The 20,960-nt window shown below is 65.1% G+C and carries 20 protein-coding genes; 14 read left to right on the forward strand and 6 right to left on the reverse strand.

Going from position 1 to position 20,960, the window contains the following annotated elements:
* Window positions 1-5 precede the first annotated feature (5 nt).
* From OU999_15115 to OU999_15130, 4 genes are all read right to left on the reverse strand, one after another.
* Window positions 6-1,004: an NADP-dependent oxidoreductase gene (locus OU999_15115; GenBank protein ID WAC23055.1), complete on the reverse strand. Its 999-nt coding sequence runs from the start codon at window positions 1,002-1,004 to the stop codon at window positions 6-8.
* A 129-nt stretch (window positions 1,005-1,133) separates the two neighbouring features.
* On the reverse strand, window positions 1,134-2,693 hold the full coding sequence (locus tag OU999_15120) for a long-chain-fatty-acid--CoA ligase (protein WAC23056.1): 1,560 nt from the start codon (window positions 2,691-2,693) through the stop codon (window positions 1,134-1,136).
* 8 nt (window positions 2,694-2,701) lie between these two features.
* Window positions 2,702-4,162, reverse strand: a complete 1,461-nt coding sequence (locus OU999_15125) for a carotenoid oxygenase family protein (protein ID WAC23057.1) — start codon at window positions 4,160-4,162, stop codon at window positions 2,702-2,704.
* Between the two features lie 84 nt (window positions 4,163-4,246).
* Window positions 4,247-6,562, reverse strand: a complete 2,316-nt coding sequence (locus OU999_15130) for a TonB-dependent receptor (protein WAC23058.1) — start codon at window positions 6,560-6,562, stop codon at window positions 4,247-4,249.
* A 214-nt stretch (window positions 6,563-6,776) separates the two neighbouring features.
* Here OU999_15130 and OU999_15135 point away from each other — a divergent pair, with 214 nt between their 5' ends.
* The 7 genes from OU999_15135 to OU999_15165 all read left to right on the forward strand — a co-directional run bounded on the left by OU999_15135 (window position 6,777) and on the right by OU999_15165 (window position 13,355).
* The gene (locus OU999_15135; protein WAC23059.1) at window positions 6,777-8,897 is read left to right on the forward strand and encodes a molybdopterin-dependent oxidoreductase; all 2,121 of its coding nucleotides are present in this window, start codon (window positions 6,777-6,779) and stop codon (window positions 8,895-8,897) included.
* 70 nt (window positions 8,898-8,967) lie between these two features.
* A complete protein-coding gene (locus OU999_15140; protein ID WAC23060.1) occupies window positions 8,968-9,279 on the forward strand; it encodes a Rieske (2Fe-2S) protein in 312 nt (103 codons plus the stop codon).
* Window positions 9,276-10,040 carry an SDR family oxidoreductase gene (locus OU999_15145; protein WAC23061.1) on the forward strand — a complete coding sequence of 255 codons (765 nt, stop codon included), beginning with the start codon at window positions 9,276-9,278 and terminating at the stop codon, window positions 10,038-10,040. The genes OU999_15140 and OU999_15145 overlap by 4 nt, the downstream gene beginning before the upstream one ends.
* Window positions 10,037-10,789 carry an SDR family NAD(P)-dependent oxidoreductase gene (locus OU999_15150; protein WAC23062.1) on the forward strand — a complete coding sequence of 251 codons (753 nt, stop codon included), beginning with the start codon at window positions 10,037-10,039 and terminating at the stop codon, window positions 10,787-10,789. Before OU999_15145 ends, OU999_15150 begins: the two co-directional genes overlap by 4 nt.
* A gap of 42 nt (window positions 10,790-10,831) precedes the next feature.
* Entirely contained in the window at window positions 10,832-11,845 is a 1,014-nt protein-coding gene (locus OU999_15155) for an NADP-dependent oxidoreductase (GenBank protein WAC23063.1), read from the forward strand.
* 2 nt (window positions 11,846-11,847) lie between these two features.
* Complete coding sequence (locus OU999_15160; GenBank protein WAC23064.1) at window positions 11,848-12,636, forward strand: ThuA domain-containing protein; 789 nt, start codon at window positions 11,848-11,850, stop codon at window positions 12,634-12,636.
* Window positions 12,633-13,355, forward strand: coding sequence for an SDR family NAD(P)-dependent oxidoreductase (locus OU999_15165; protein ID WAC23065.1), 723 nt, complete (start codon window positions 12,633-12,635; stop codon window positions 13,353-13,355). The genes OU999_15160 and OU999_15165 overlap by 4 nt, the downstream gene beginning before the upstream one ends.
* A gap of 11 nt (window positions 13,356-13,366) precedes the next feature.
* Here the strand turns inward: OU999_15165 and OU999_15170 are convergent, their stop codons facing one another.
* Both OU999_15170 and OU999_15175 read right to left on the reverse strand, forming a co-directional pair.
* On the reverse strand, window positions 13,367-13,675 hold the full coding sequence (locus OU999_15170; GenBank protein ID WAC23066.1) for a type II toxin-antitoxin system RelE/ParE family toxin: 309 nt from the start codon (window positions 13,673-13,675) through the stop codon (window positions 13,367-13,369).
* Complete coding sequence (locus OU999_15175; GenBank protein WAC23067.1) at window positions 13,672-13,923, reverse strand: type II toxin-antitoxin system ParD family antitoxin; 252 nt, start codon at window positions 13,921-13,923, stop codon at window positions 13,672-13,674. The genes OU999_15170 and OU999_15175 overlap by 4 nt, the downstream gene beginning before the upstream one ends.
* 170 nt (window positions 13,924-14,093) lie before the next feature.
* Between OU999_15175 and OU999_15180 the strand changes: the two genes are divergently transcribed.
* Genes OU999_15180 through OU999_15210 form a run of 7 tightly spaced genes read left to right on the forward strand, consistent with a single transcriptional unit; the run spans window position 14,094 to window position 20,708 of the window.
* Entirely contained in the window at window positions 14,094-15,332 is a 1,239-nt protein-coding gene (locus OU999_15180) for a cytochrome P450 (GenBank protein WAC23068.1), read from the forward strand.
* Window positions 15,329-16,420: an acyl-CoA/acyl-ACP dehydrogenase gene (locus OU999_15185; protein ID WAC23069.1), complete on the forward strand. Its 1,092-nt coding sequence runs from the start codon at window positions 15,329-15,331 to the stop codon at window positions 16,418-16,420. Before OU999_15180 ends, OU999_15185 begins: the two co-directional genes overlap by 4 nt.
* Window positions 16,417-16,818, forward strand: coding sequence for an OB-fold domain-containing protein (locus OU999_15190; protein WAC23070.1), 402 nt, complete (start codon window positions 16,417-16,419; stop codon window positions 16,816-16,818). Before OU999_15185 ends, OU999_15190 begins: the two co-directional genes overlap by 4 nt.
* Window positions 16,815-17,960 carry a thiolase family protein gene (locus OU999_15195; GenBank protein ID WAC23071.1) on the forward strand — a complete coding sequence of 382 codons (1,146 nt, stop codon included), beginning with the start codon at window positions 16,815-16,817 and terminating at the stop codon, window positions 17,958-17,960. The genes OU999_15190 and OU999_15195 overlap by 4 nt, the downstream gene beginning before the upstream one ends.
* A gap of 3 nt (window positions 17,961-17,963) precedes the next feature.
* A complete protein-coding gene (locus OU999_15200; GenBank protein WAC23072.1) occupies window positions 17,964-18,734 on the forward strand; it encodes an SDR family oxidoreductase in 771 nt (256 codons plus the stop codon).
* 12 nt (window positions 18,735-18,746) lie between these two features.
* On the forward strand, window positions 18,747-19,496 hold the full coding sequence (locus OU999_15205; protein WAC23073.1) for a ThuA domain-containing protein: 750 nt from the start codon (window positions 18,747-18,749) through the stop codon (window positions 19,494-19,496).
* A gap of 3 nt (window positions 19,497-19,499) precedes the next feature.
* A complete protein-coding gene (locus OU999_15210) occupies window positions 19,500-20,708 on the forward strand; it encodes an acyl-CoA dehydrogenase family protein (GenBank protein WAC23074.1) in 1,209 nt (402 codons plus the stop codon).
* Window positions 20,709-20,960 lie beyond the last annotated feature (252 nt).

Here is a 20,960-nt window from a genome sequence, read left to right on the forward strand (position 1 = left end):
CGGCGCTAGAGTTTCAGCATCTGCTTGCCGCGATTGGCGCCGGAGAACAGGCGCTGCATCGTCTGCGGTGCGTTCTCGAAGCCGTGCTGGATGTCCTCGCGATAGGCCAGCTGCCCATCCTTCACGAACCCGGCCAGCCGCTTGCGGATCACCTGAAATTCGGCTGCCCAGTCGAGCACGATGAACCCGGTCATCGTGGCGCGGCGGAAGATCAGGTTGAAATAGTTCTGCGGACCGGCGGGCATCTGCCCGGTCTCGTAGCGGCTGATGCCGCCGCAGATGACAACACGCGCGTTCGTCGCGATTTGGGCCAGCATGTCATCGAGGATCGCGCCGCCGACATTGTCGAAGATCACGTCGACGCCGCGCGGACAATGCTGCCTGATCGCCTCGCGCACGCCGCCTGCCTTATAGTCGATCGCGGCATCATAGCCTGCTTCCTCGACCAGCCAGGCGCATTTGTCCGCGCCGCCGGCAATGCCGACCACCCGGCAACCGGCGATCTTGGCGAGCTGGCCGACGATCGATCCGGTCGCACCCGCTGCGCCGGAGACCAGCACGGTATCGCCCGCGACGGGCTTGCCGATCTTGAACAGCCCGCAATAGGCGGTGAGGCCCGTGGTGCCGAGCACCGACATCATCGCGGTCGGCGGCAATTCGGGGTCGCACGGCACCAGCCCTTCGCCATCGGACAGGTGATATTCGGTCCAGCCGGTCGATCCGATCACCATCGTGCCGACCGGAAACTTGCCGCCATGCGATTCGATCACCTCGGAAATGCCCGATCCGCGCATCACCTCGCCGATCTCGGTCGGGGCGACATAATCGGCGATATTCTCCATCCAGCCCTTCTGCGCCGGATCAAAGCCCAGATAATGCGTCTTCAGCAGCATCTGGCCCGGCCCCGGCGGCGGCAGATCGCGCGTGACGAGTTCGAAATCGCTGTCCTGGACCGGGCGGCCGCGCGGGCGGCCTGCGATCAGCCATTGGCGGGTGGTGGTCATGTTCTATCCTCTCTCAAAACTGTCCCCTCCGTTTGTCCCGAGCGAAGTCGAGGGACGTTATCGGAAAGGGTTGTGCACAGGTCCCTCGACACGCTCGGGACAAACGGAGGTGGTTCTGTCGTGATGGGCTTACCCGATCTGCCGCTCGCCCTCCTGCCAGTAGAGTTTGCGCAGTTCCTTCTTGAGCACCTTGCCCGAAGGGTTGCGCGGCAGTTCATCGACGAAATCGACGCTCTTGGGGCATTTGAACCCGGCGATATGCGTGCGGGCAAAGGCGATCAGCGCTGCCTCATCAACCGTCGCGTCCGCCTTGAGCACGACAATGGCCTTCACCGCCTCGCCCCAGCGCGGATCGGGCACGCCGATCACGGCGCAGTCGCGCACCGCAGGATGGTGGTGCAGCGCGTTCTCGACCTCGGCGGGATAGATATTCTCTCCGCCCGAGACGATCATGTCCTTCACCCGATCGAACAGATAGAGATAGCCGTCCGCGTCCATGTACGCCGCGTCGCCGGTGCGGTACCAGCCATCGACAAAGGCGGAGGCATTGGCATCGGCAAGATTGTGATAGCCCGCCATGACGAGCGGCGCGCGGACCCAGACCTCGCCGACTTCGCCCGGCGCGCGGTCCTTCCCGTCCTCGCCGACGATGCGCAGTTCGACATCGGGGAACGGCTTGCCGCACCCGGCCATGCGCGGCGTGCCGGCGACATCATGGTCCTCGGGCGGAAGGTAGACGATGGTGCCGCTGGTCTCGGTCGCGCCGTACATCTGCACGAACTGCGCATTGGGGAACATCTGCATCGACCGGCTGAGCACATCGAGCGGGATGGGCGATGCGCCATAAGGCAGCACCCGCATCGAGGAAAAATCCGCACCCGCGGCATCGGGATGATTGAGGATCATGTTGAGCACCGCAGGCACCGCGAACATCTTGGTGATGCCGTGCTTCTGCACCGTGTCGATGATCACCGCGACATCGGGCTGCGCCAGGATGACGCCGGTCCCGCCGCCATTGAGCGTCTGCATCACCCAGGCCGTGCCGCCGATATGGAACAGCGGCATGGCGACCAGCGATACGTCGCTGCTGACCCAGGCCGCCCAATCCTCGCCGATCTTCCTGCCCTGGCTCAACGAGGCGGTGAGGCTGCCATGGGTAAGCAGCGCGCCCTTGGGGTGGCCGGTGGTGCCCGAGGTATAGAGCTGGACCGCAACATCGCTCGGCTGAAGCTCTGCGACGCTGTCGTCTGGCGCAAAGCCCTGCACCCAGGCGCGGAAAGCGGGGCGTCCCTCGAATTCGCCATCGCCCAGCAGGATGGTGGCAAGGTCCGCTTCCTCGCGCACTGCCAGCGCATTGCCCAGCACCGCCTGCTGCGTGAGCAGGAACCGTGCGCCGGCATCCTGGATGATATAGGCGATCTCGCGCGGCACCAGCCGCCAGTTGACCGCCACCGTCACCGCGCCGATGCGCAAGCTGGCCATCAGCAGGATGACATAATCCATCGTGTTGAGGCCGAGAAACGCCACCCGGTCGCCCTTGCCGATGCCGCTGGCTTTCAGCGCCGCGACGCAGCGGCAGGTGAGATCATGGAGCGCGGCATAGCTCAGCGCCGCATCATCCTGGATCAGCGCGGTCTTGTCCGGGGTCGCCGCCGCTCCGCGCGCGACCATCTGGGCGATCATGCTCATGCCAGCACTCAATGCGCCATGGCGCGGGCGTAGAGATCGCCATCGGCAGGATAGAAATTGCAGTGGAAGCCGCTGGGCACGCGGAAGGGAATGTGCACCCGCGCCACCGGGCCAGCAGCGATGTCGCGCGCGTGGAAGATCGCCAGCTCGCTGCCCGGCGCGTTGGCGCGGTGGACCAGGGTCATTGCATAGCCGTCCGCCTCGCCCTCCGGTCCCGTTATCGCGCCCAGGCGCGGCGCGAAGATCAGCTCGCCTGCTGCTGCCCCCTTGCCGAAATGATAGATGTCCTCCGCCCCCGTCTCGGTATCGAAGCGCAGCACGGCATCGAGCCCCTCGGCCCGGGCATCGCGCGATTCCAGGTTGATATTGGCAAAGGCCTGGCGCGTCTTGCGCGTCATCAGCCGGTCGTCGGGGCGCGGAAACTGCAGGTCGCGCTCGTTCAACACCTCTTCGCGCAGCATGTCTGTGTTGGCGTCGAGGTCGATCGTCCAGCGGCGCAGGCTCTGGCGCGTGCCTGAATGGGTCGCGCGCACCCCGGTTTCGTCGGGGAACAGCGCGGTGCCGTTGGCGGCCGCGACATCTGCGATGATCTTGCCGTCCTCTTCCCAGACATTGAGCTCGTGGAACATGTGGCGCGGGTCATATTCGAACCAGCGGACAGCATCGGCGCTGCCCCGGCGCGGCATGACGGCCAGCTTGGACGGGCGGTCGTTGACCCAGGCGGTCATCGGACCCCCGCGCATGAACCGGCCAAGATCGGTGTCGATCGGCAGCACCGGGAACACCACCCAGTTTTCGGTCACGAAAAACGTGTGCATCAGGCTCATGTGCGGCACGGGGATGATCTGGCTATGGGTCAGCGCGCCGGTGCGGTCGATAATGTCATAGCGGATTTCCGCAGCGCCCATCGGCCCGTTGATCATCGCGCCGATATTGATCAGCTCGCCGGTCGCATAATCGATCTTGGGATGCGCCGAGAAGGTGGTGGAGATGGTGCCGCCATAATGCTCTTCGCCCAAAGTGCTCAGATCGCGCGGGTGCATCTCCACCGGCGGCGCGCCTTCCATCAGCGCCAGCAGCTTTCCGCCATGGACGATGATATTGGTGTTGGCGGTGTTGTAGCGCTTGCCCTGGACCGAGGGATCGGCGGTCATCGGATTGCCGAACACGCCGAACAACCGCTCGCCTGCGGCCTTTTCCAGTTCGAACTTCTCGGTCCGCACCCAGCGGTTGCGCATCGAGACACGGCCGTTCTCGATGAAGAAGCCATAGACCATGCCGTCGCCATCGAACCAGTGATACTCGTCGCCGCGCGTCGGGTGCAGCGGTTCGGGACCGTTGCGATAGAACACGCCTGCCAGATCATCCGGAATCTCGCCCTCGATCACCAGGTCAGGCGCATCGGCCTCGAAACGGTTGGGGGCATGGTGCCCGTGCAGGAACGGATGCGGGGGAAAGGGCTTGGCCATATCGAAGCTTTTGCGATCCCGTTGGTCGTTGCAGGAAAAAGCCCGCCGCCCCATGCGAAGGACGGCGGGCTGGAGATGAGGCTATCAGAATTCGAGCATCAGCTCAGCGCCGAACTGCCGGGGCGGACGAACCCCTGCAAAGGCGAACAGCCCGGCCACCGGCAGCGTGCTCGAAAGGCCGCGATTGTCGAACAGGTTGCGGCCGAAGACGCTGAAGGTCGCCTGCGCGCCGCCAAAGTCATGCTTGTACGACAGGGTCGAATCCAGGATCTCGCGCTCGGACGATTCGCAGCGCCGGTCGTTGGTGATGATGCCCTGGGCCTGCAATGCCGAGTCTGCGACGATGCAGGTGGTGTATTTATCGACATAGCGGAAGATCGTGCTCCAGCGGAATTCGCCATCGCCGATCGGCCGGGTATAGTCGAACCCTGCGGACCAGGCATATTTCGGCGCACGGCGCAGGTCGAGATCGGATACGTCCACGCCGCCGCGCACGAAATTCTGGTAATTGGCATCGAGATAGGTGGCCGAGAAGTTGAACGACAGGTCATCGGCCGGCAGCGCGACGATTTCCAGCTCGACACCCTTGATCCGCGCCGAGGCAGCGTTTTCCACGATGGTTTCCTGCGCCTGGATCGCGCTGAACGGGGCCACCGTCGGACGCACCAGCTCTTCCTGCTTGTCGGCATAATCGGTCTGGAAGATCGCGATATTGGTGCGCAGGCGGCGGTCGAGCCAGTCCGCCTTCAGGCCGATTTCATAGGCATCGACGATTTCCGGCTGGTACGGGCCGATCGCGGTCGGCGTTGCTGCGCGGCCGTTGAAGCCGCCCGAGCGGAAGCCGCGCGAGTAGGATGCGTAGATAAGCTGGCCGTCATCGAACTGGTAATCCAGGCTGGCGCGATAGGTGAACTCGCCGAAATCCTCCGATCCGCGGCAATTGGCGGCGGTGATCCCGGCAAAGCCGATCGGGCAGGCGCCGGTCGGGCTGAGCGCGAAATTGGTCACCAGCGCCTTTTCGTCCCTGGTATAGCGGCCACCCACGCCCAGCGTCAGATTGTCCGACAGCTTGAAGCGCGCATCGGCAAAGCCGGCATAGGATTTGGAATCGCCGACCGAAAGCTGGAAGGCGCTTGCACCGGGGCCCAAGAAGCCGAAGAACGAGGTCTGGCGCAACGTGTAGGTGCTGTCGAAATAATAGGCGCCCAGCACGACGTCCATCCAGTCGGTGACATCGCCGGCAAAGCGGATTTCCTGGCTGAACTGCTCGTAATTCTGGATGCGCAGCGTGTCGAAGAAGTTGATCGACGCCGAGTCGAAATCCTGCCGCACGCTCTCGTTGTTCTTGCGCCAGCCGGTGACCGAGGTCAGCGTGAAATCGCCCAGCTCGATGTTGATCGTGCCGCTGATCGCGTCGGTCTTGTTGCGCACCGGCGTCTGGATATTGCCGAACACCTGATAGAGCAGCTTGCTGTTGGTGGGCGTGCGATTGCACTGGTTGCCCGGAATCTGGAAGGCGCGGACCAGGCCGACGCCCGGCACCGGCACCTGAAGGCAGATCAGGTCGCGGTCGTTGGAGACGCTCGCGGTCGCAACCTCGCCATCCTCACTCATATGTTCATAGGTGATCACCGCCTCGATATCGTCGGTGGGGGTGATCAGCGCGGTGATACCGGCGGTCCACACCTCATATTCGTTGGTGCGGCGGTTGCCCTGCGTCACGTTGCGCAGGAAACCATCGGTATTATCGTAGAAGAAAAAGCCCTTGAACGCGAGAAAGTCGCCGATCATCGGGGTGTTGACGACCAGGCGGCCGCGCACGGTGTTATATTCGGCATAGCCGATCGAGGCGCGCACGCCCCATTCGCCGGTCGGCTTGCTGCGGCGGACGTTGATGACGCCGCCAATGGTGTTGCGGCCGAACAGCGTGCCTTGCGGGCCGCGCAGGATTTCGATCGATTCCAGGTCGAACGCGTCGAGCAGCTGGCCGGTATTGGTGCCGATGAAGACATCGTCCACCACCACGCCGACCGCCGGGTCGAACGACTTTTCGATATCCTCGAAGCTGATGCCGCGAATGGCGATGGCGGCAGCCGAAGGCCCGGCATTGACCGGATCGACCACCAGGCCGGGCACGCGTCCGGCAAAATCGCGAAGGTCGTCCACCGCACCGGTTGCAAGCGCCTCGGAGTCGATGGCGGAAACAGCGACCGGAACCGCCTGCAGCGATTCCTCGCGGCGCTGGGCGGTGACGACGATGGTGCGCAGCCCGCCTTCCTCCGCCTGCTCGCCGCTGGTCGCCTGATCGGACTGTTGCTGGGCCAATGCCGCCTGTGGCGCGGCCATCATGGCCAGCCCCAGGGCGAATGTCGAAGCCGACAGATAGGTGGACACCTTCATCACAAACCTCCCCTCAATGCTGCGGCTGCTTGGCCCGCACTTTTTCCTATGTTGCGCGAAAATGATCGCAGGGCGGGAATGCCTCAAGTGTCAAAAATGACAGTCGCGGACCCTACGGCAACCGCTAGGCTGGGGACATCAGGCCGAGAGTCCGGCTGCGATGCTGCGCATCCATGCGCGGCACGCGGGACCGTGCCCAGGGGAGGTCAGCACCATGCCGGTCCAGCGCAGCTTCTGCCGTTTCTGCCATGCCAATTGCGCGATCCTGGTGGAGACCGAAGGCGACCGCGTGGTGCGTGTGTCGGGCGATGCGGAGGACCCGGTGTTCGGCGGCTATACCTGTATCAAGGGTCGGCAATTGCCCGAGGCGCACCATCACCCGGAGCGGCTTCTGGCGTCGCAGAAAAAGGGGCCAGACGGCTTCACGCCGATCGACACGCAAGCGGCGCTGGACGAGATCGCCGCGAAACTGAGGGCACTGATTGACGAGCACGGCCCCGATAGCGTCGCGATCTATACGGGCACCTATGCGTTCCAGAATTCCGCTGGGGTCGCCTCGGGGATGGCGTTTGCGCAAGGGCTGGGCACGCGGCATTTTTATACCAGCGTCACGCTGGATCAGCCGGCCAAGGTCTATACTGCCGCCCAATATGGCAGCTGGTCGGGCGGCGGGCATGTGTTTGGCGAGGCCGATGTCGCGTTCTTCATCGGCAACAACCCCATTGTCTCGCATTACGGACCGCCGGGAGGCCTGCCGCCCTTCTCGCCCTCGCGCCGCCTGCGCGATGCGATCGAGGGCGGGCTCAAGCTTATCGTCGCCGATCCCAGGGAAAGCGATGTCGCTGCGCTGGCGCATATCCACCTGCCCGTAAAGCCCGGCGAGGACCCGGCGCTGCTGGCGGGGATGATCCATGTGATCCTGGAAGAGCGGCTGTACGACGAAGCGTTCGTGCAGGGCCATGTCGATGGTCATGCCGAGCTGAAAGAGGCCGTGTCGGGCTTTCCCCCCGCTGTTGCAGCAGCGCGGGCCGGGGTGAGCGAAGCCGATCTGGTCGCCGCCGCGCGCATGTTTGCCGGCGGCACCAAGGGGTCGGCCAGTACCGGCACCGGCCCGGAAATGGCGGGCAATGGCACGCTCACCCAATATCTGGTCAGCAGCCTCAACATCCTGTGCGGGCGCTTCTGCCGCGAGGGCGAGAAAAGCTCGATCCCGCGCATCTTCACGCCGGTGACGCCGCGCCGTGCGCAGGTCAATCCGCCGATGAAGCTTTGGGGCGAGGGCTATCCCGCCTCGCGCTTCCGCGGCCTCACGCATCTGATGTTCGAAATGCCGTGCAACGTGCTGGCGGACGAGATTCTGACGCCCGGCCCCGGCCAGATCAAGGCGCTGATCTCGATTGGCGGCAACCCGATGCTGGCTTTCCCGGATCAGGACAAGATGGCACGGGCCATCGACGCGCTCGACCTGTTCGTCAGCGTCGATATCCGCAGCGAGGGCGTGTCCGCGCGCCGCTCCGATTATATCCTCGCGCCGCTGATGTGCCTGGAGCGCGACGACATCTCGTCGCTGTCCGAATGGTGGTATGAAATCCCCTATGCCCGCTATACCGAGGCGATCCTGCCGCGTCCTGAGGGATTGCTCGACGAGTACGAGATGCTCTGGGGGCTGGCGAAAAGGCTGGGCACCGGGCTGCCGCTGGCGGGCGGACCCTGCCCGATGGAGGCCTGTCCCGACAAGGAGACGTTCCTCGACCTGGCCGTCGCCGGCTGTGTCGTGCCGCCCAGCCAGGTCCATGCCGACAGCGCCGATGGCCGTGCGGTCATCTATGACGACAAGCACCCCATCGTCGAACCGGCAGAAGCGGGGCACGAGGCGCGCTTTGATCTGGCAGCAGGCGCGATGCCGGAGCAGCTGGTGCGCTATGGCAGGGACGATCCGGCGGCGCAGGGCTATCCCTTCCGGCTGATCTCGCGCCGCAGCCGCCACCGGTTCAATTCGACCGGCGGGCACCTGTCCGCGCTCAAGGCCAAGCGCACCACCAACCCGGCGCATATCCATCCCGATGATCTGGCGGGGCTTGGCGTCGCCGATGGCGAGATGATCCGCATCGCCTCCCGGCATGGCGAGGTGCACGCGCTGGCCAAGGCCTCCGATGCGCTCCGCCGCGGGGTCATCTCGATGGCGCATGGCTATGGCGATCCGGACTTTGGACCGGATCAGGTTCCACTGCGCGGCGGCTCCACCAACCGGCTGGTGAGCGAAACCAGCGGCTTCGATCCGATTACCGGCCAGGCGCTGCAGAGCGCGATCCCGGTCAAGGTGCTGCGTGGTTGAAGGCTGGCAGATGCACGGCACGACAAGCACGGCATTGCGGGCAAACCCGTTCTACGCCATCACTGAACCCATGGCTTTCACCCCGGTCACTCCTTGCGATGTTGCGCCCGGCACCACCCGGTTTTTGCAGCATGAGGGTGCAGCATATCTGATCGTTCGCGATGCTGAAGGCCGGCTGCACGCGCTCGATGGGCTGTGCAGCCACGCCCTGCTGCCGCTTGACGGCGCACGCGTAAGGCGCGGGCATGTGCTGTGCCCGCACCATGGCGCGCGCTTCGACATTGCTACCGGCGCGGCCAAGGGGCCGCCCGCCTATTGCGGCATCAGGACCTGGCCGGTGCAGGAGAAGGACGGAATGATAGAACTGGACCTCACCGCATGATTTTCGACGTCAAGGACAAGGTCGTTCTCATCACCGGCGCGGCCTCGGGCATCGGCGCTGCGACCGCGCGGTTGGCGGCCGAGCGCGGGGCCAGGGTGATCGCCACCGATCTGGATGGCGAGCGCATCCAGGGCGTGGCCGCCGATTGCCAATGCATCGGGTTGAGGCACGATGTCACCTCCGCCGACGATTGGGACAATGCGATCACCGCTGCCGTGCACCATCACGGGCGGCTTGATGCGCTGGTCAGCAATGCCGGCTTCGTCAACTACGAGCCGATCATCAACCTCGATCTCGCGCGCTTCCGCAAGCTCAATCAGGTGCATGTCGAAGGAAGCTTTATCGGGCTGCAAAAGGCGGTGGCGCAGATGCGCGCCCAGGCCAGGGTACAGCCGGCCACGGGCAGCATCGTGCTGACCGCATCGGTGATGGCCAATTGCGCGGCGCCTGCCATCTCGGCTTATGCGGTCGCCAAGGCGGCGATGGCCAATATGGCGCGCGCGGTCGGCGTCGAGGTCGGGCGCAAGGGCGACATGATCCGCGTCAATGCGGTCTGCCCCGGCCCCACGCGCACCCCCTTGCTCGAAGGTGCGCTGCCGCCCGGCGCGATGAACGATCCGGCGCACTGGACTGATGTGCCGCTGGGCGTTCCGCAGGAGCCCGAGGATATTGCCGAGAGCATCCTGTTCCTGATCAGCGAGGAATCCTCGTTCATGACCGCGACCCAGATGGTGGTCGATGGCGGATGGAGCCTGACATGACCCGCACCGCCATCGTCACCGGCGCGACCTCGGGCATCGGCCGCGCCACCGCGCTGCGCCTCGCCAGGGCAGGCTTTCACATCATCGCCACCGGACGCAATCCCGAGCGCGGGGCAGAGACCGTGCGTCAGGTCGAGGCGGCAGGCGGCAGTGCGGAGTTCCACAGCTTCGACGTCACGTCAGAGAGCGACTGGGCGGCGGTCGCAGATGCGGTCACCGCCCGGCACGCCTCGGTCGACGCGCTGATCAACTCGGCCGGGTCGTTCTTCTCCAGGCCGCTGCCCGACACCACGCTCGACGACTTCCGCGAGCTGTGGACCGCCGATGTGGAGAGCGTCGTCCTCGGCACCAAATACGGCTTTCGCATGATGCGCGACACGAAGAGCGCTGGCTCGATCGTCAACATCTCCTCGCTCGCGGGGCTGATCGGGCTCGATGATTGCGCCGCCTATTGCGCGGCCAAGGCGGCGGTAACGCATTTCAGCCGCGTTGCTGCGCTGGAAGGCGCGCAGATGAACCCCAGGGTGCGGGTCAATTCCCTGAACCCCGGCGTCATCTATACCGAGATGATCACCGGCGCCTATGGCGACAATGACGCGGTCAAGGCGTTCGTGATGGACGGCAATGCGCTGCAGCGCGTCGGCACCGCAGAAGACATAGCGAGTGCCGCAACCTTCCTCGCCAGCCCCGCCGCGCGCATGGTGACCGGCACCGCGATGCTGGTCGATGGCGGACGCGGCGCGGACTGACCTATCCCTTTTTTGCAAGCTTTCGGACGGAGACCCACGCCCATGACCAGCAACCGCCAGTTCATTCTCAAGCGCCGCCCTGCCGGTGCACCGGTGGCCGAGGATTTCGCGCTGGAGACCAGCGCCTTGCCCGCCCTGGAAGACGGCCAGTTCCTGATCCGCAACCATTATGCCTCGCTCGATCCTGCCCAGCGCGGCTGGATGTCCGATGCGGACAGCTACATGCCGCCGATCCCGCTGGGCGCGCCGGTGCGCGCGACCACGATCGGCGTGGTCGAAGAGAGCCGCGCCGAAGGCTTTGCCAAGGGCCAATGGGTGATGGGTCTGAACGCGATCGAGGACTATTCGATCGGCACGCTGGGCGGCTTTACCCAGCCGATCGATCCCCATGCCGTGCCATCGGTGACCAACTATCTGTCGCTGTTCGGTGCCGTCGGCATGACCGCCTATTTCGGCTTTCTCGATGTGTGCGAGCCCAAGGCGGGGGACGTGGTGCTGGTCAGCGGCGCAGCGGGCGCGGTCGGGTCGCTGGTCGGTCAGATCGCCAAGATCCTGGGCTGCACCGCCATCGGTATTGCCGGCGGCGCGGAGAAATGCGCGCGGCTGACCGAGCGCTACGGCTTTGACCATGCCATCGACTATCGCGGCAAGGACATGGCTGCGCTCGATGCCGCGATCCGCGCAGTCGCGCCTGATGGCGTCGATGTGATCTTCGAGAATGTCGGCGGGGACATTCTGGATGCGGGGTTGATGAACCTGCGCCATGGCGCGCGCATCGGCCTGTGCGGACTGATCAGCGAATATAATGCCCCGACGCCGGTCGGCGCGCGCAACCTGTGGCAGCTCATCGTCCACCGCGCCTCGATCCGGGGCCTGCTGGTCGCCGATTATGTCGCGCGCTTTGCCGAGGGCGGGGCGAAGATGGGTGAATGGGCGGCTGGCGGCAGGCTGATCGTCGACGAGCATATCGACGAGGGGCTGGACAATGCACTGCCCGCGTTCATGCGGCTGTTCGAAGGGTCCAATCAGGGCAAGATGATCCTGAAGATCGCCTGAGCGTGCGCCGATTGCTGGTCCTGTCGGGCGGCCATCCCTATGAGGCCGCACCCTTTGCTGCGCTGCTGGCCAGACTGAGCGGGTGGCAGGTCGAGCATCTGGTGCATCCCGATGCCGAAACGGCGGTGGCGGATGGGGCCGCAGCGCAAGCCGATGCGTTGCTGTTTTACGATATGCCGGGCTTCACCTTTGCCGATGGCACCGTCACCAGCCGCCCGCCTTCGCCGGGCTTCGTCGCCGCGATCAAGGCGCATTTCGCGCGCGGCAAGGGTGCTGTGGCGCTGCATCATGCGCTCGCCGGATGGGCCGACTGGCCCGAATGGGCGCAGATGCTGGGCGGCAAGTTCCTGTACCGGCCCGAGCGCCTGGACGGGCGCGACTGTCTCGATTCGGGCTATCGACACGATGTCGACTATCAGGCGGTCGTGGTCGCAGATCACCCGGTGACGCAGGGCTTGCCGCAGCATTTTGCGCTGTGCGACGAACTGTATCTTGCGGAAATATTCGAAGATCAGGTCACACCGCTGATCCGTGCCAGCCATGAATTTGCTGCGCACAATTTCTATTCGGCCGCGCATGCGGTGGCTGGGCGCGTGTTCGACAATTCTGCCTGGCCGCACCCGGCTGGCAGCAATCTGGTCGGCTGGACCAGGCCGGTCGCTTCAGGCCATCTGGTCTATCTGCAATTTGGCGATGGCCCCGCCGCCTATGCCAATCCGCATGTGCGGCGCGTGCTGGCCAATGCGCTCGATTACGTTACACAGGACAAAACGGGAGAGACACGAGCATGAGCAGGCTTCAAGGACGCAAGGCGCTGGTCACCGGCGCTGCATCGGGCATCGGCGCCGCGACGGTGGCGCGGTTGCTGGCCGATGGAGCCACGGTGCTGGCCTGCGACATCAGCGGCGATGGCCTGGCCGGCACGTTGAACCATGTCGCCAACCTCGCCGATCCGCAGGCGATCGCGGTGCTGGCGGCGGCGGCGGAGAGCCAGCTGGGCGGGCTCGACATCCTGGTCAACAATGCCGGAGTATGCCCGGTGGGTACGCTCGACGAACTGACCGACGACCAGTGGCAGTTCGGGCTCGACGTCAACCTGCTGGCGCCGGCGCGGCTGTCCAAGGCCTGTCTCGATCTCATCAAGGCTTCCAAGGCGGGGCGGGTGATCAACACAGGATCGATCCTGTCGCGCTATGGCGATGCAGGTCTGGGCGCCTATGCCGCGTCCAAGCACGCGATCCTGGGCTTTACCCGGTCGCTGGCGATGGAACTGGGACCGTTCGGCGTCACCGTCAATTGCGTCCAGCCTGGCTGCATCGTTACCGGCATGACGCGCGGCATGCTGGAGAATGGCGCTGCGGCGGATTATTATCGCGACAAGTCGGCGCTCAAGCGGCTCGGGCAACCCGAGGATATTGCCGATGTCATCGCCTTCCTGGCGAGCGACGATGCGCGCTTCATCACCGGCCAGGGCATCATCGCCGATGGCGGGGTGATGACGCATAGCTGAGCGGTCGGTCGTCAGTCATTGTCGAAATGGCTGACGATGTCGCGGCTGGCGTGGAGAACGGCCGGCAGGTCGAGGCTTTGCTCGGTATAGCGGAAGGTGAGGATATAGTTGCTCACTGGCGTGGAACGGATGCCCTCGCCCAAATCCGGCCTGTCGCTGCCGAGCGTTCCCGGCAGCTCATCCAGTTGCCGCGCTTTGGCGACGAGACGCCTGCGAAAAGCTTGCGCCAGTTCGGGATGGCCGCTTTCCCGAAGGATGTAGGACGAGATTTCCCGTAGCTGTTTGCTCGCTTGGGCGCTGATCCGCAGCGCACGCTTCATTCGGCGGCCTGCTGATTTTCCCAGGCGGCCAGATCGGAATCGAGCTGCGCCTCGACCTCCTCAAGCGTGTACCACTTATCCTCCGCAATCGCCGCCTCGATCGTCTCCCGCAAGGCCGCCAGCTTGGCCTCGCGCTCCTCGACCAGTCGCAGGCCTTCGCGCACGATCTCGCTTGCCGATCCGTAGCGGCCGGTCTTGAGCAGCGCCTCGACATACCCTTCCCAGCGTTCACCGATGGATACATTCATCGCCGTCATTCCTTCTGTCAGTCAGGTTTCGGATTATCAGAATAACAGAAACTGCGCAATTTTCGTTATTGATGCTTGCATGCCGTGCCCTAGCATTTTCGCCTATCGCAGGCCGATGCGAGCGCGGGCTATGACGGTGGCATGGCAGAGCATAATCATGGGAGCAGGCGGTGACGGTGGCGGCGGAGCAGCAGAGCTTTTTCCATCCGGACGTGCTGGTCGATCCGTTCGCCTTCTATCAGGAGCATATCCCGACCGAGCCTGTCTATCATGACAAGGCGAGCGGGTTGTATCTGGTGCTCAGCCACAGGCTGGTCAGCGAGGCGACGTCGCGCACCGACGAATTTTCGAACAATTTCCAGGCGGTGCTGTCCGGCGCGCGGTCCGAAGACCCCGAGGTCAAGGCAATCCTCGATCATGGCTGGCCGCAGGTCGATACGCTGCTGACGGCCGATCCGCCGGTGCACACCCGGTTCCGCAAGCTGGTCAACCTCGCCTTTTCCGCGCCGCGCGTGAACAAGCTGGAAGCGCATATCCGCGAGATCGCGCGCGACCTGATCGATGCCATGCTGGCCAAGGATGAAGTCGAATTCGTCCGCGATTTCGCCATGCCGCTGCCGATCCGCATGATCTCCGAACAGCTGGGCCTCACCCATGAGGACCCGGCCACGATCAAGCGCTGGACCGATGGCTTTGTCGATCGCCTGGGCGGCATGGTGCCCAAAGAGCGCGAGCTGCAATGCGCGCGCGAGGTGGTGGAGTTCCAGCACGCGATCAAGGCGCAGATGGACCTGCGGCGCGCCAGCCCGACCGACGATCTTCTGTCCGATCTGGTCCATGCCCAGATCGATGGCGAACGCCCCCTCGATGATGGCGAGCTGCTGTCGATCGTGCAGCAGTTGCTGGTCGCGGGCAACGAGACGACCACCGCGACCTTGGCCGAGGGCATCATTCTGCTGGCACGCAACCCGTCCGAACTCGCCAAGGCCAAGGCCGACCCGAAGATCATTCCGAACATGGTCGAGGAAATCCTGCGGCTGGCCAGCGCATCTTCGGGCATCTGGCGGGTGATGAAGCAGGATGCGGAACTCGGCGGCGTCACCCTGCCCGCAGGGGCAATGGTGATGATGCGCTATGCCTCGGCCAATCGCGATCCGGAACGTTATGAGCAGCCCGACCGGTTCCTGGCCGATCGCGCCAACGCACGCACGCATCTCGCCTTTGGCCGCGGCATCCACATGTGTGTGGGCAACATGCTCAGCCGCAAGGAAATGACGGTGGCGTTCGAGGAACTGCTGCCGCGCATTGCCGGCTTCACGCTGACCGACGAGGCTGCGATCGCCTATCCTCCCAACATGATGCTGCGCGGACCCGTTTCCGTGCCCGTCCGTTTTGAGCCGCACGCATGAATTTCGACTATGATGAGAGCCAGCTGCTGTACCGCGCCTCGGTCGAGCGTTTTCTGGACGCCAGCGACATCGCCGCACGCAAGGCACAGCGTGCGCAACCCGGCGGCATAGACCGCGCGCGCTGGCAGGCGATGGCCGAGTTGGGGCTGACCGCGATGGCACTGCCCGAGGACAGGGGCGGGCTGGGCAGCAGCCTGCTCGATCTGGTCGCGGTGGGTGAAAGCTTTGGTCAGCGCATCTCGTCGGACAACTGGCTGGAAAATGCGGTATTGCCGGTGCTGCTCGCAGGCGCAGGCCTTGCGGAAGACGATCCGCTGATGGCGGCGCTGGCATCGGGCGAGGCGATCGCCGCGCTGGCGATGTTCGAGCCGGAAGCGCGGCATGTCGCCACCCCGCGCGGCACCACCGCCAAGGCAAGTGCTGCGGGCCATGTGCTGCAGGGTGAAAAGACCTTCGTGCTGGGCGGCATGGCCGCGGACTGGCTGCTGGTCAGCGCGGCAACCGAGACTGGCCCGGCGCTGTTTCTGGTCGCCGCCGATGCGCCCGGCGTGTTCCGCCGGGGCTATCGCATCATCGATGGCAATGAGGCGGCCGAGGTGCGGCTGCTGGGCTGCGAGGTCGCGAAGGATGCGCGGCTCGCGCTCGACTGGGCGGCGGTCGAAGCGGCGCTTGCCACTGCGCGGTTGGTGGCGGCAGCAGAAATGGCCGGCCTCGCGCAGCGGCTGTTCGACGATACCCTGGCCTATGTCCGCCAGCGCGAACAGTTCGGCCAGCCGATCGGGCGCTTCCAGGCAATCCAGCATCGGATGGTCGAGGCCTATGCGCTGGTCGATCAGGCGAAAAGCGCGCTGATCGCAGCCGTGACCTCGGGCGATCCGCAGGAAATAGCCGGGATGAAGGCGGTTGTCGCCGATGCCGCGCTGCGCATCGGGCGCGAGGCGGTGCAGCTGCATGGCGGCATGGGCACCACCGACGAGCTGGAGATTGGCCATGCGCACAAACGGGTCTTGCTGCTGGCGCAATGGCTGGGCGATCCGGCCAGCGGGCTGGATGCCTATGCCCAGACATCGATAAAGGTTGCGGCATGAGCTCCGCCCTTCCCGTGGCCGAGGGCCTGTGGACCGACGAGGCCGCGCCGTGCCTGATCGGCGGCCGTAACGCGCAGACCGGCGAGATTGTCTTCCCGATGCCGCAGGGCGATGCTGCGCAGCATTTTGCGCCGGTACCCCTGTCGCGCACCGGCACATTATGGTCCTGGACCAGCCAGGACTTCCGCCCCAAATCGCCGCCTTATGCGGGGCCCGAAGATTTCACGCCGTTCCTGATCGGCTATGTAGAGCTGCCGGGCGAGGTGATCGTCGAAACGCGCATCGCGGGAGCGGCCCTGGCTGATCTCAAGCTCGGCATGGCGATGGAGCTGGTGCTGATCGAGTTCGCACCGGGCCGGAGCACCTTTGCCTTCAAGCCCGCAGGAGCAGGCGCATGACCCAGGTCCAGATCATCGGCGCAGGCATCCATCCGTTCGGGCGCACCGATGGCCGGTCGGGGCGCGACCAGGGGGTGTTTGCCGTGCAGCAGGCGCTCGCCGACGCCGGGCTCGCATGGACCGATATCGAATGCGCCTATGGCGGATCGGAAGCGGCGGGCAATGCCGATATCATGGTCAACGAGCTGGGCCTGACCGGCCTGCCGTTCATCAACGTCTCGAACGGCTGCGCAACCGGCGGCAGCGCGCTTGCCTCGGCCCGCAATGCCGTCGCCTCTGGCCAGTGCGACATTGCCATGGCCGTCGGCTTCGACAAGCACCCGCGCGGTGCGTTCAACGCCAAGCCGGGCGATTGGGGCCTGCCCGAATGGTATGGCGAAACCGGCATGATGCTGACCACGCAATTCTTCGCGCTGAAGATCCAGCGCTATATGCAGCTGCACGGCATCAGCCGCGAGACCTTGGGCAAGGTCGCGGAAAAGGCGTTCCGCAACGGCACCTTGTGCGATCATGCCTGGCGGCGCTCGCCGGTCGATCTCGACACGATCCTCAATGCGCCGATGGTCAACGATCCGCTGACCAAATACATGTTCTGCTCGCCCGCAGAGGGCGCGGTCGCGCTCATCATCGCCTCGGAGAAAAAGGCGCGTGAACTGGGTGCCGACGGGGTCAAGGTCGCCAGCATCGCGGTGCGCACCCGCCCGCCCGGATCGTTCGAGGTATTCGCGCCCGCGATCAGCGTCGAACGCGGCGGCAAGCCGACCGAGCTGGCCAGCAAGGCCGCGTACGAGGCCGCAGGGATCGGCCCGGAGGATATCGATGTCGCGCAGCTGCAGGATACCGAATCGGGCGCCGAAATCATGCACATGGCCGAAAACGGTTTCTGCCAGGATGGCGAGCAGGAGCAGTGGTTTGCCGAAGGGCGCACCGAGCTCAACGGCCAGCTTCCGGTCAATACCGATGGCGGCTGCCTCGCATGCGGCGAGCCGATCGGCGCATCCGGGCTGCGCCAGGTTTATGAAAACACGGTGCAGCTGCGGGGACGCGGTGGGGCAAGGCAGGTGCCCGGCAACCCGAAAACGGCGTACAGCCATGTCTATGGTGCGCCGGGCCTGTCGGCCGTCGCGATTTTGGAGCGCTGAATCATGGGATTGATGCAAGGCAAGGTCGCGCTGATCTCGGGCGGGGCGGAAGGCATTGGCGGAGCGACCGGACGGCGGATCGTGGAGGAAGGCGGCAGCGTCGTGCTGGGCGACGTGCAGTTCGACAAGGCCAAGGCGCTGGCGTCCGACCTCGGCGAACGCGCCATGGCCGTTGCGCTCGACGTGCGCGACCTCAAGCAATGGGAAGCGGCGGTGCAGGCCGCGCAGGCGACCTTCGGCAAGCTGACGCACCTGGTCAACGTTGCGGGAATCTCCGAGCCCGGCGCGGTGCCCGATGTCGATCTGGACAGCTGGCAGCGCACGATCGACATCAACCTTGGCGGCACCTTCAACGGCTGCCGCGTGGCGATCCCCGCCATCGCCGCTGCGGGCGAGCCTGGGGCCATCGTCAATATCGGCTCGATGCTGGCGCTGCGTGTGGGGCCGGGCTTTGCCGCCTATTGCGCGTCCAAGGCGGCGGTGACCGCGCTCACAAAGACGATCGCGCTCGATTGTGCCGAAAAGGGCCTGCCCATCCGCGCCAATACCGTGCACCCCGGCGCGATCCGCACGCCGATGTTCGAACGCTATCTGGAGGCGCTGCCGGGGACCGATGAGGAGGTCGAAGCCATGTTCGCCGCCAACCATCCGATGGGGCGGGTCGGCGAGGCGCATGAGGTGGTCAATGCGATCGTCTTCCTGCTCTCCGACCAGGCGAGCTTCACCACCGGGGTCGACTTTACCGTCGATGGCGGCGGCCATTTCCGCAGCTGAAGGGACGAGGCCATGGCAGAACGGATCGATGCGCATTTCGTCGCGGCGGGCAAATATCACGATATCGACTTTGCCCGGCTGGAGGTGCTCAAGCTGCTCGCCGAGCATGACAACATCCGCACCACGGTAGCGCATGGTTACAACGGCGTGGGCGAGCGGCTGCCCGCGTGCCGCTTTCTCGTCACCTATACCTGCGACCTGATGCCCAGCGAGGCCGAAGCCCAGGCGATCGCCGCGTTCCTTGAAGCCGGCGGCCGCTGGCTGGCGCTGCACGGCACCAACTCGATCCTGCGCTTTACCGATGCCGGGGTGGACAGCCCCGAAGAGCGGCCCGACGTGATGCAGATGCTGGGCACGCAGTTCAAGGCGCACCCGCCGATCGGCGCGCCGTTCACGGTGGAGATCGTCGACGGCGATCATGACGTGACGCGCGGGATCAGCGATTTCGATGTGGTCGACGAACTCTATCTGATGAAGCAGGTGAGCGATATTCGCACGCTCGCCCAGACCCGCTTCGAGGGCGAGGCGACCGGCTTTGTCGATGCCGATTGGCCCGAAACCGTGGTGCCGGTCATCTATACCCGCGCCATCGGCCAGGGGGGCATATTGTACAATACGCTCGGCCATTGCCGGGGGCATTATGACCTGCCGGGCATGGCCGATTTCTACCCGCATCCGGAAAAATGCGCGTGGAACTACCCGGTTTATTATGAACTGTTGCGCCGCGGCATCGTCTGGGCGACCGGAAATGGCGGGATTTGACGCATGGACATGGATTTCACCCCCCAGGAGATCGCCTTTCAGGCCGAGGTGCGCAGCTTCCTCAAATCGCATCTCAACGAACGGCTGGTCGAAGGGGCAAAACGCACGCCGGGCGTGTTTGTCGAGCCCGATATCGGCCTGGAATGGCAGCGCATCCTGCACGAAAAGGGCTGGCTGGCGATCCACTGGCCGGTGGAAGATGGCGGCACCGGCTGGACCCCGGTGCAGCGCTATATCTTCGAAAAGGAATGCGCGCTGGCAGGGGCCCCGGCGCTCGCGGTGCTGGGGCTGAAGCTGGTCGGCCCGGTCATCTGCCGCTTCGGCACGCCCGAGCAGAAGGCGCATTTCCTGCCGCGCATCCTCAGCGCAGAGGATTATTGGTGCCAGGGCTATTCTGAGCCGGGCTCGGGATCGGACCTCGCCAGTCTGAAGACGCGCGCGGTGCTGGAGGGCGATAGCTACCGCATCAACGGCTCCAAGATCTGGACCACGCACGCGCATTACGCCAACTGGATGTTCTGCCTGGTGCGCACCGATCCGGATGTCTCGGCGCAGCGCGGCATCACCTTCCTGCTCGTGCCGATGGACCAGCCCGGCGTCACCGTCACCCCCATCGTCACCATGGCGGGCGACCACGAGGTCAACCAGGTGTTCCTCGATGATGCGAAGAGCCATGTCGGCAACCGCATCGGCGAAGAGGGGCAGGGCTGGACCATCGCCAAGTTCCTGCTCGAGAACGAACGCGGTGGATCGTGCTTTGCGCCCAAGCTGATCGCCGATATCGACGCGCTGACAATGGCTGCCGCACGCGTGGCCAGCGGCACCAACGGTGCGCTGGTCCACGATCCGGAAATCGCGCGTAAGCTCGCCTCGCTGCGGCTGCGCGCGCGCGCGTTCGAGATCAGCGAGCTGCGCATCCTGGCCGAGATCGCAAAGGGCCGCCCGCCGGGGCCGCAGACCTCGCTGGTCAAGCTGTTCTCCGCCAACCTGCGGCAGGAGCTCGATACGCTGGCGATGGACATTCACGGCCTGGCCGGGCTGCAACTGCCCGCCGAACGCCCGCTCTACGGCAACGAGGCGCCCGAGCCGGTGGACAGCGTCGAGGCGCAGATGGCTGCGGGCCGCTATCTCAACTCGCGCGCCTGGACGATTTTCGGCGGATCGGACGAGGTGCAGAAGAACATCATCGCCAAGACCGTGCTGGGCTTGTGAGGCTTGGACTGACACCAGCACGCTTTCCCCTCCCGCCTGCGGGAGGGGCAGGTTCAGCTTGCTGAACCGGGGTGGGAACGCAGGCAGCTCAGCTTGCTGAACCGGGGTGGGAACGCAGGCAGCTCAGCTTGCTGAACCGGGGTGGGAACGCAGGCAGCTCAGCTTGCTGAACCGGGGTGGGCCAGAGCAGATGGCTGTTCGCTCCCACCCCGGCTTCGGCTATGCCTCAGCCACCCCTCCCGCTGGCGGGAG

The sequence above is a fragment of the Blastomonas sp. SL216 genome (assembly GCA_026625625.1).
In the GTDB taxonomy this organism is placed as follows: domain Bacteria; phylum Pseudomonadota; class Alphaproteobacteria; order Sphingomonadales; family Sphingomonadaceae; genus Blastomonas.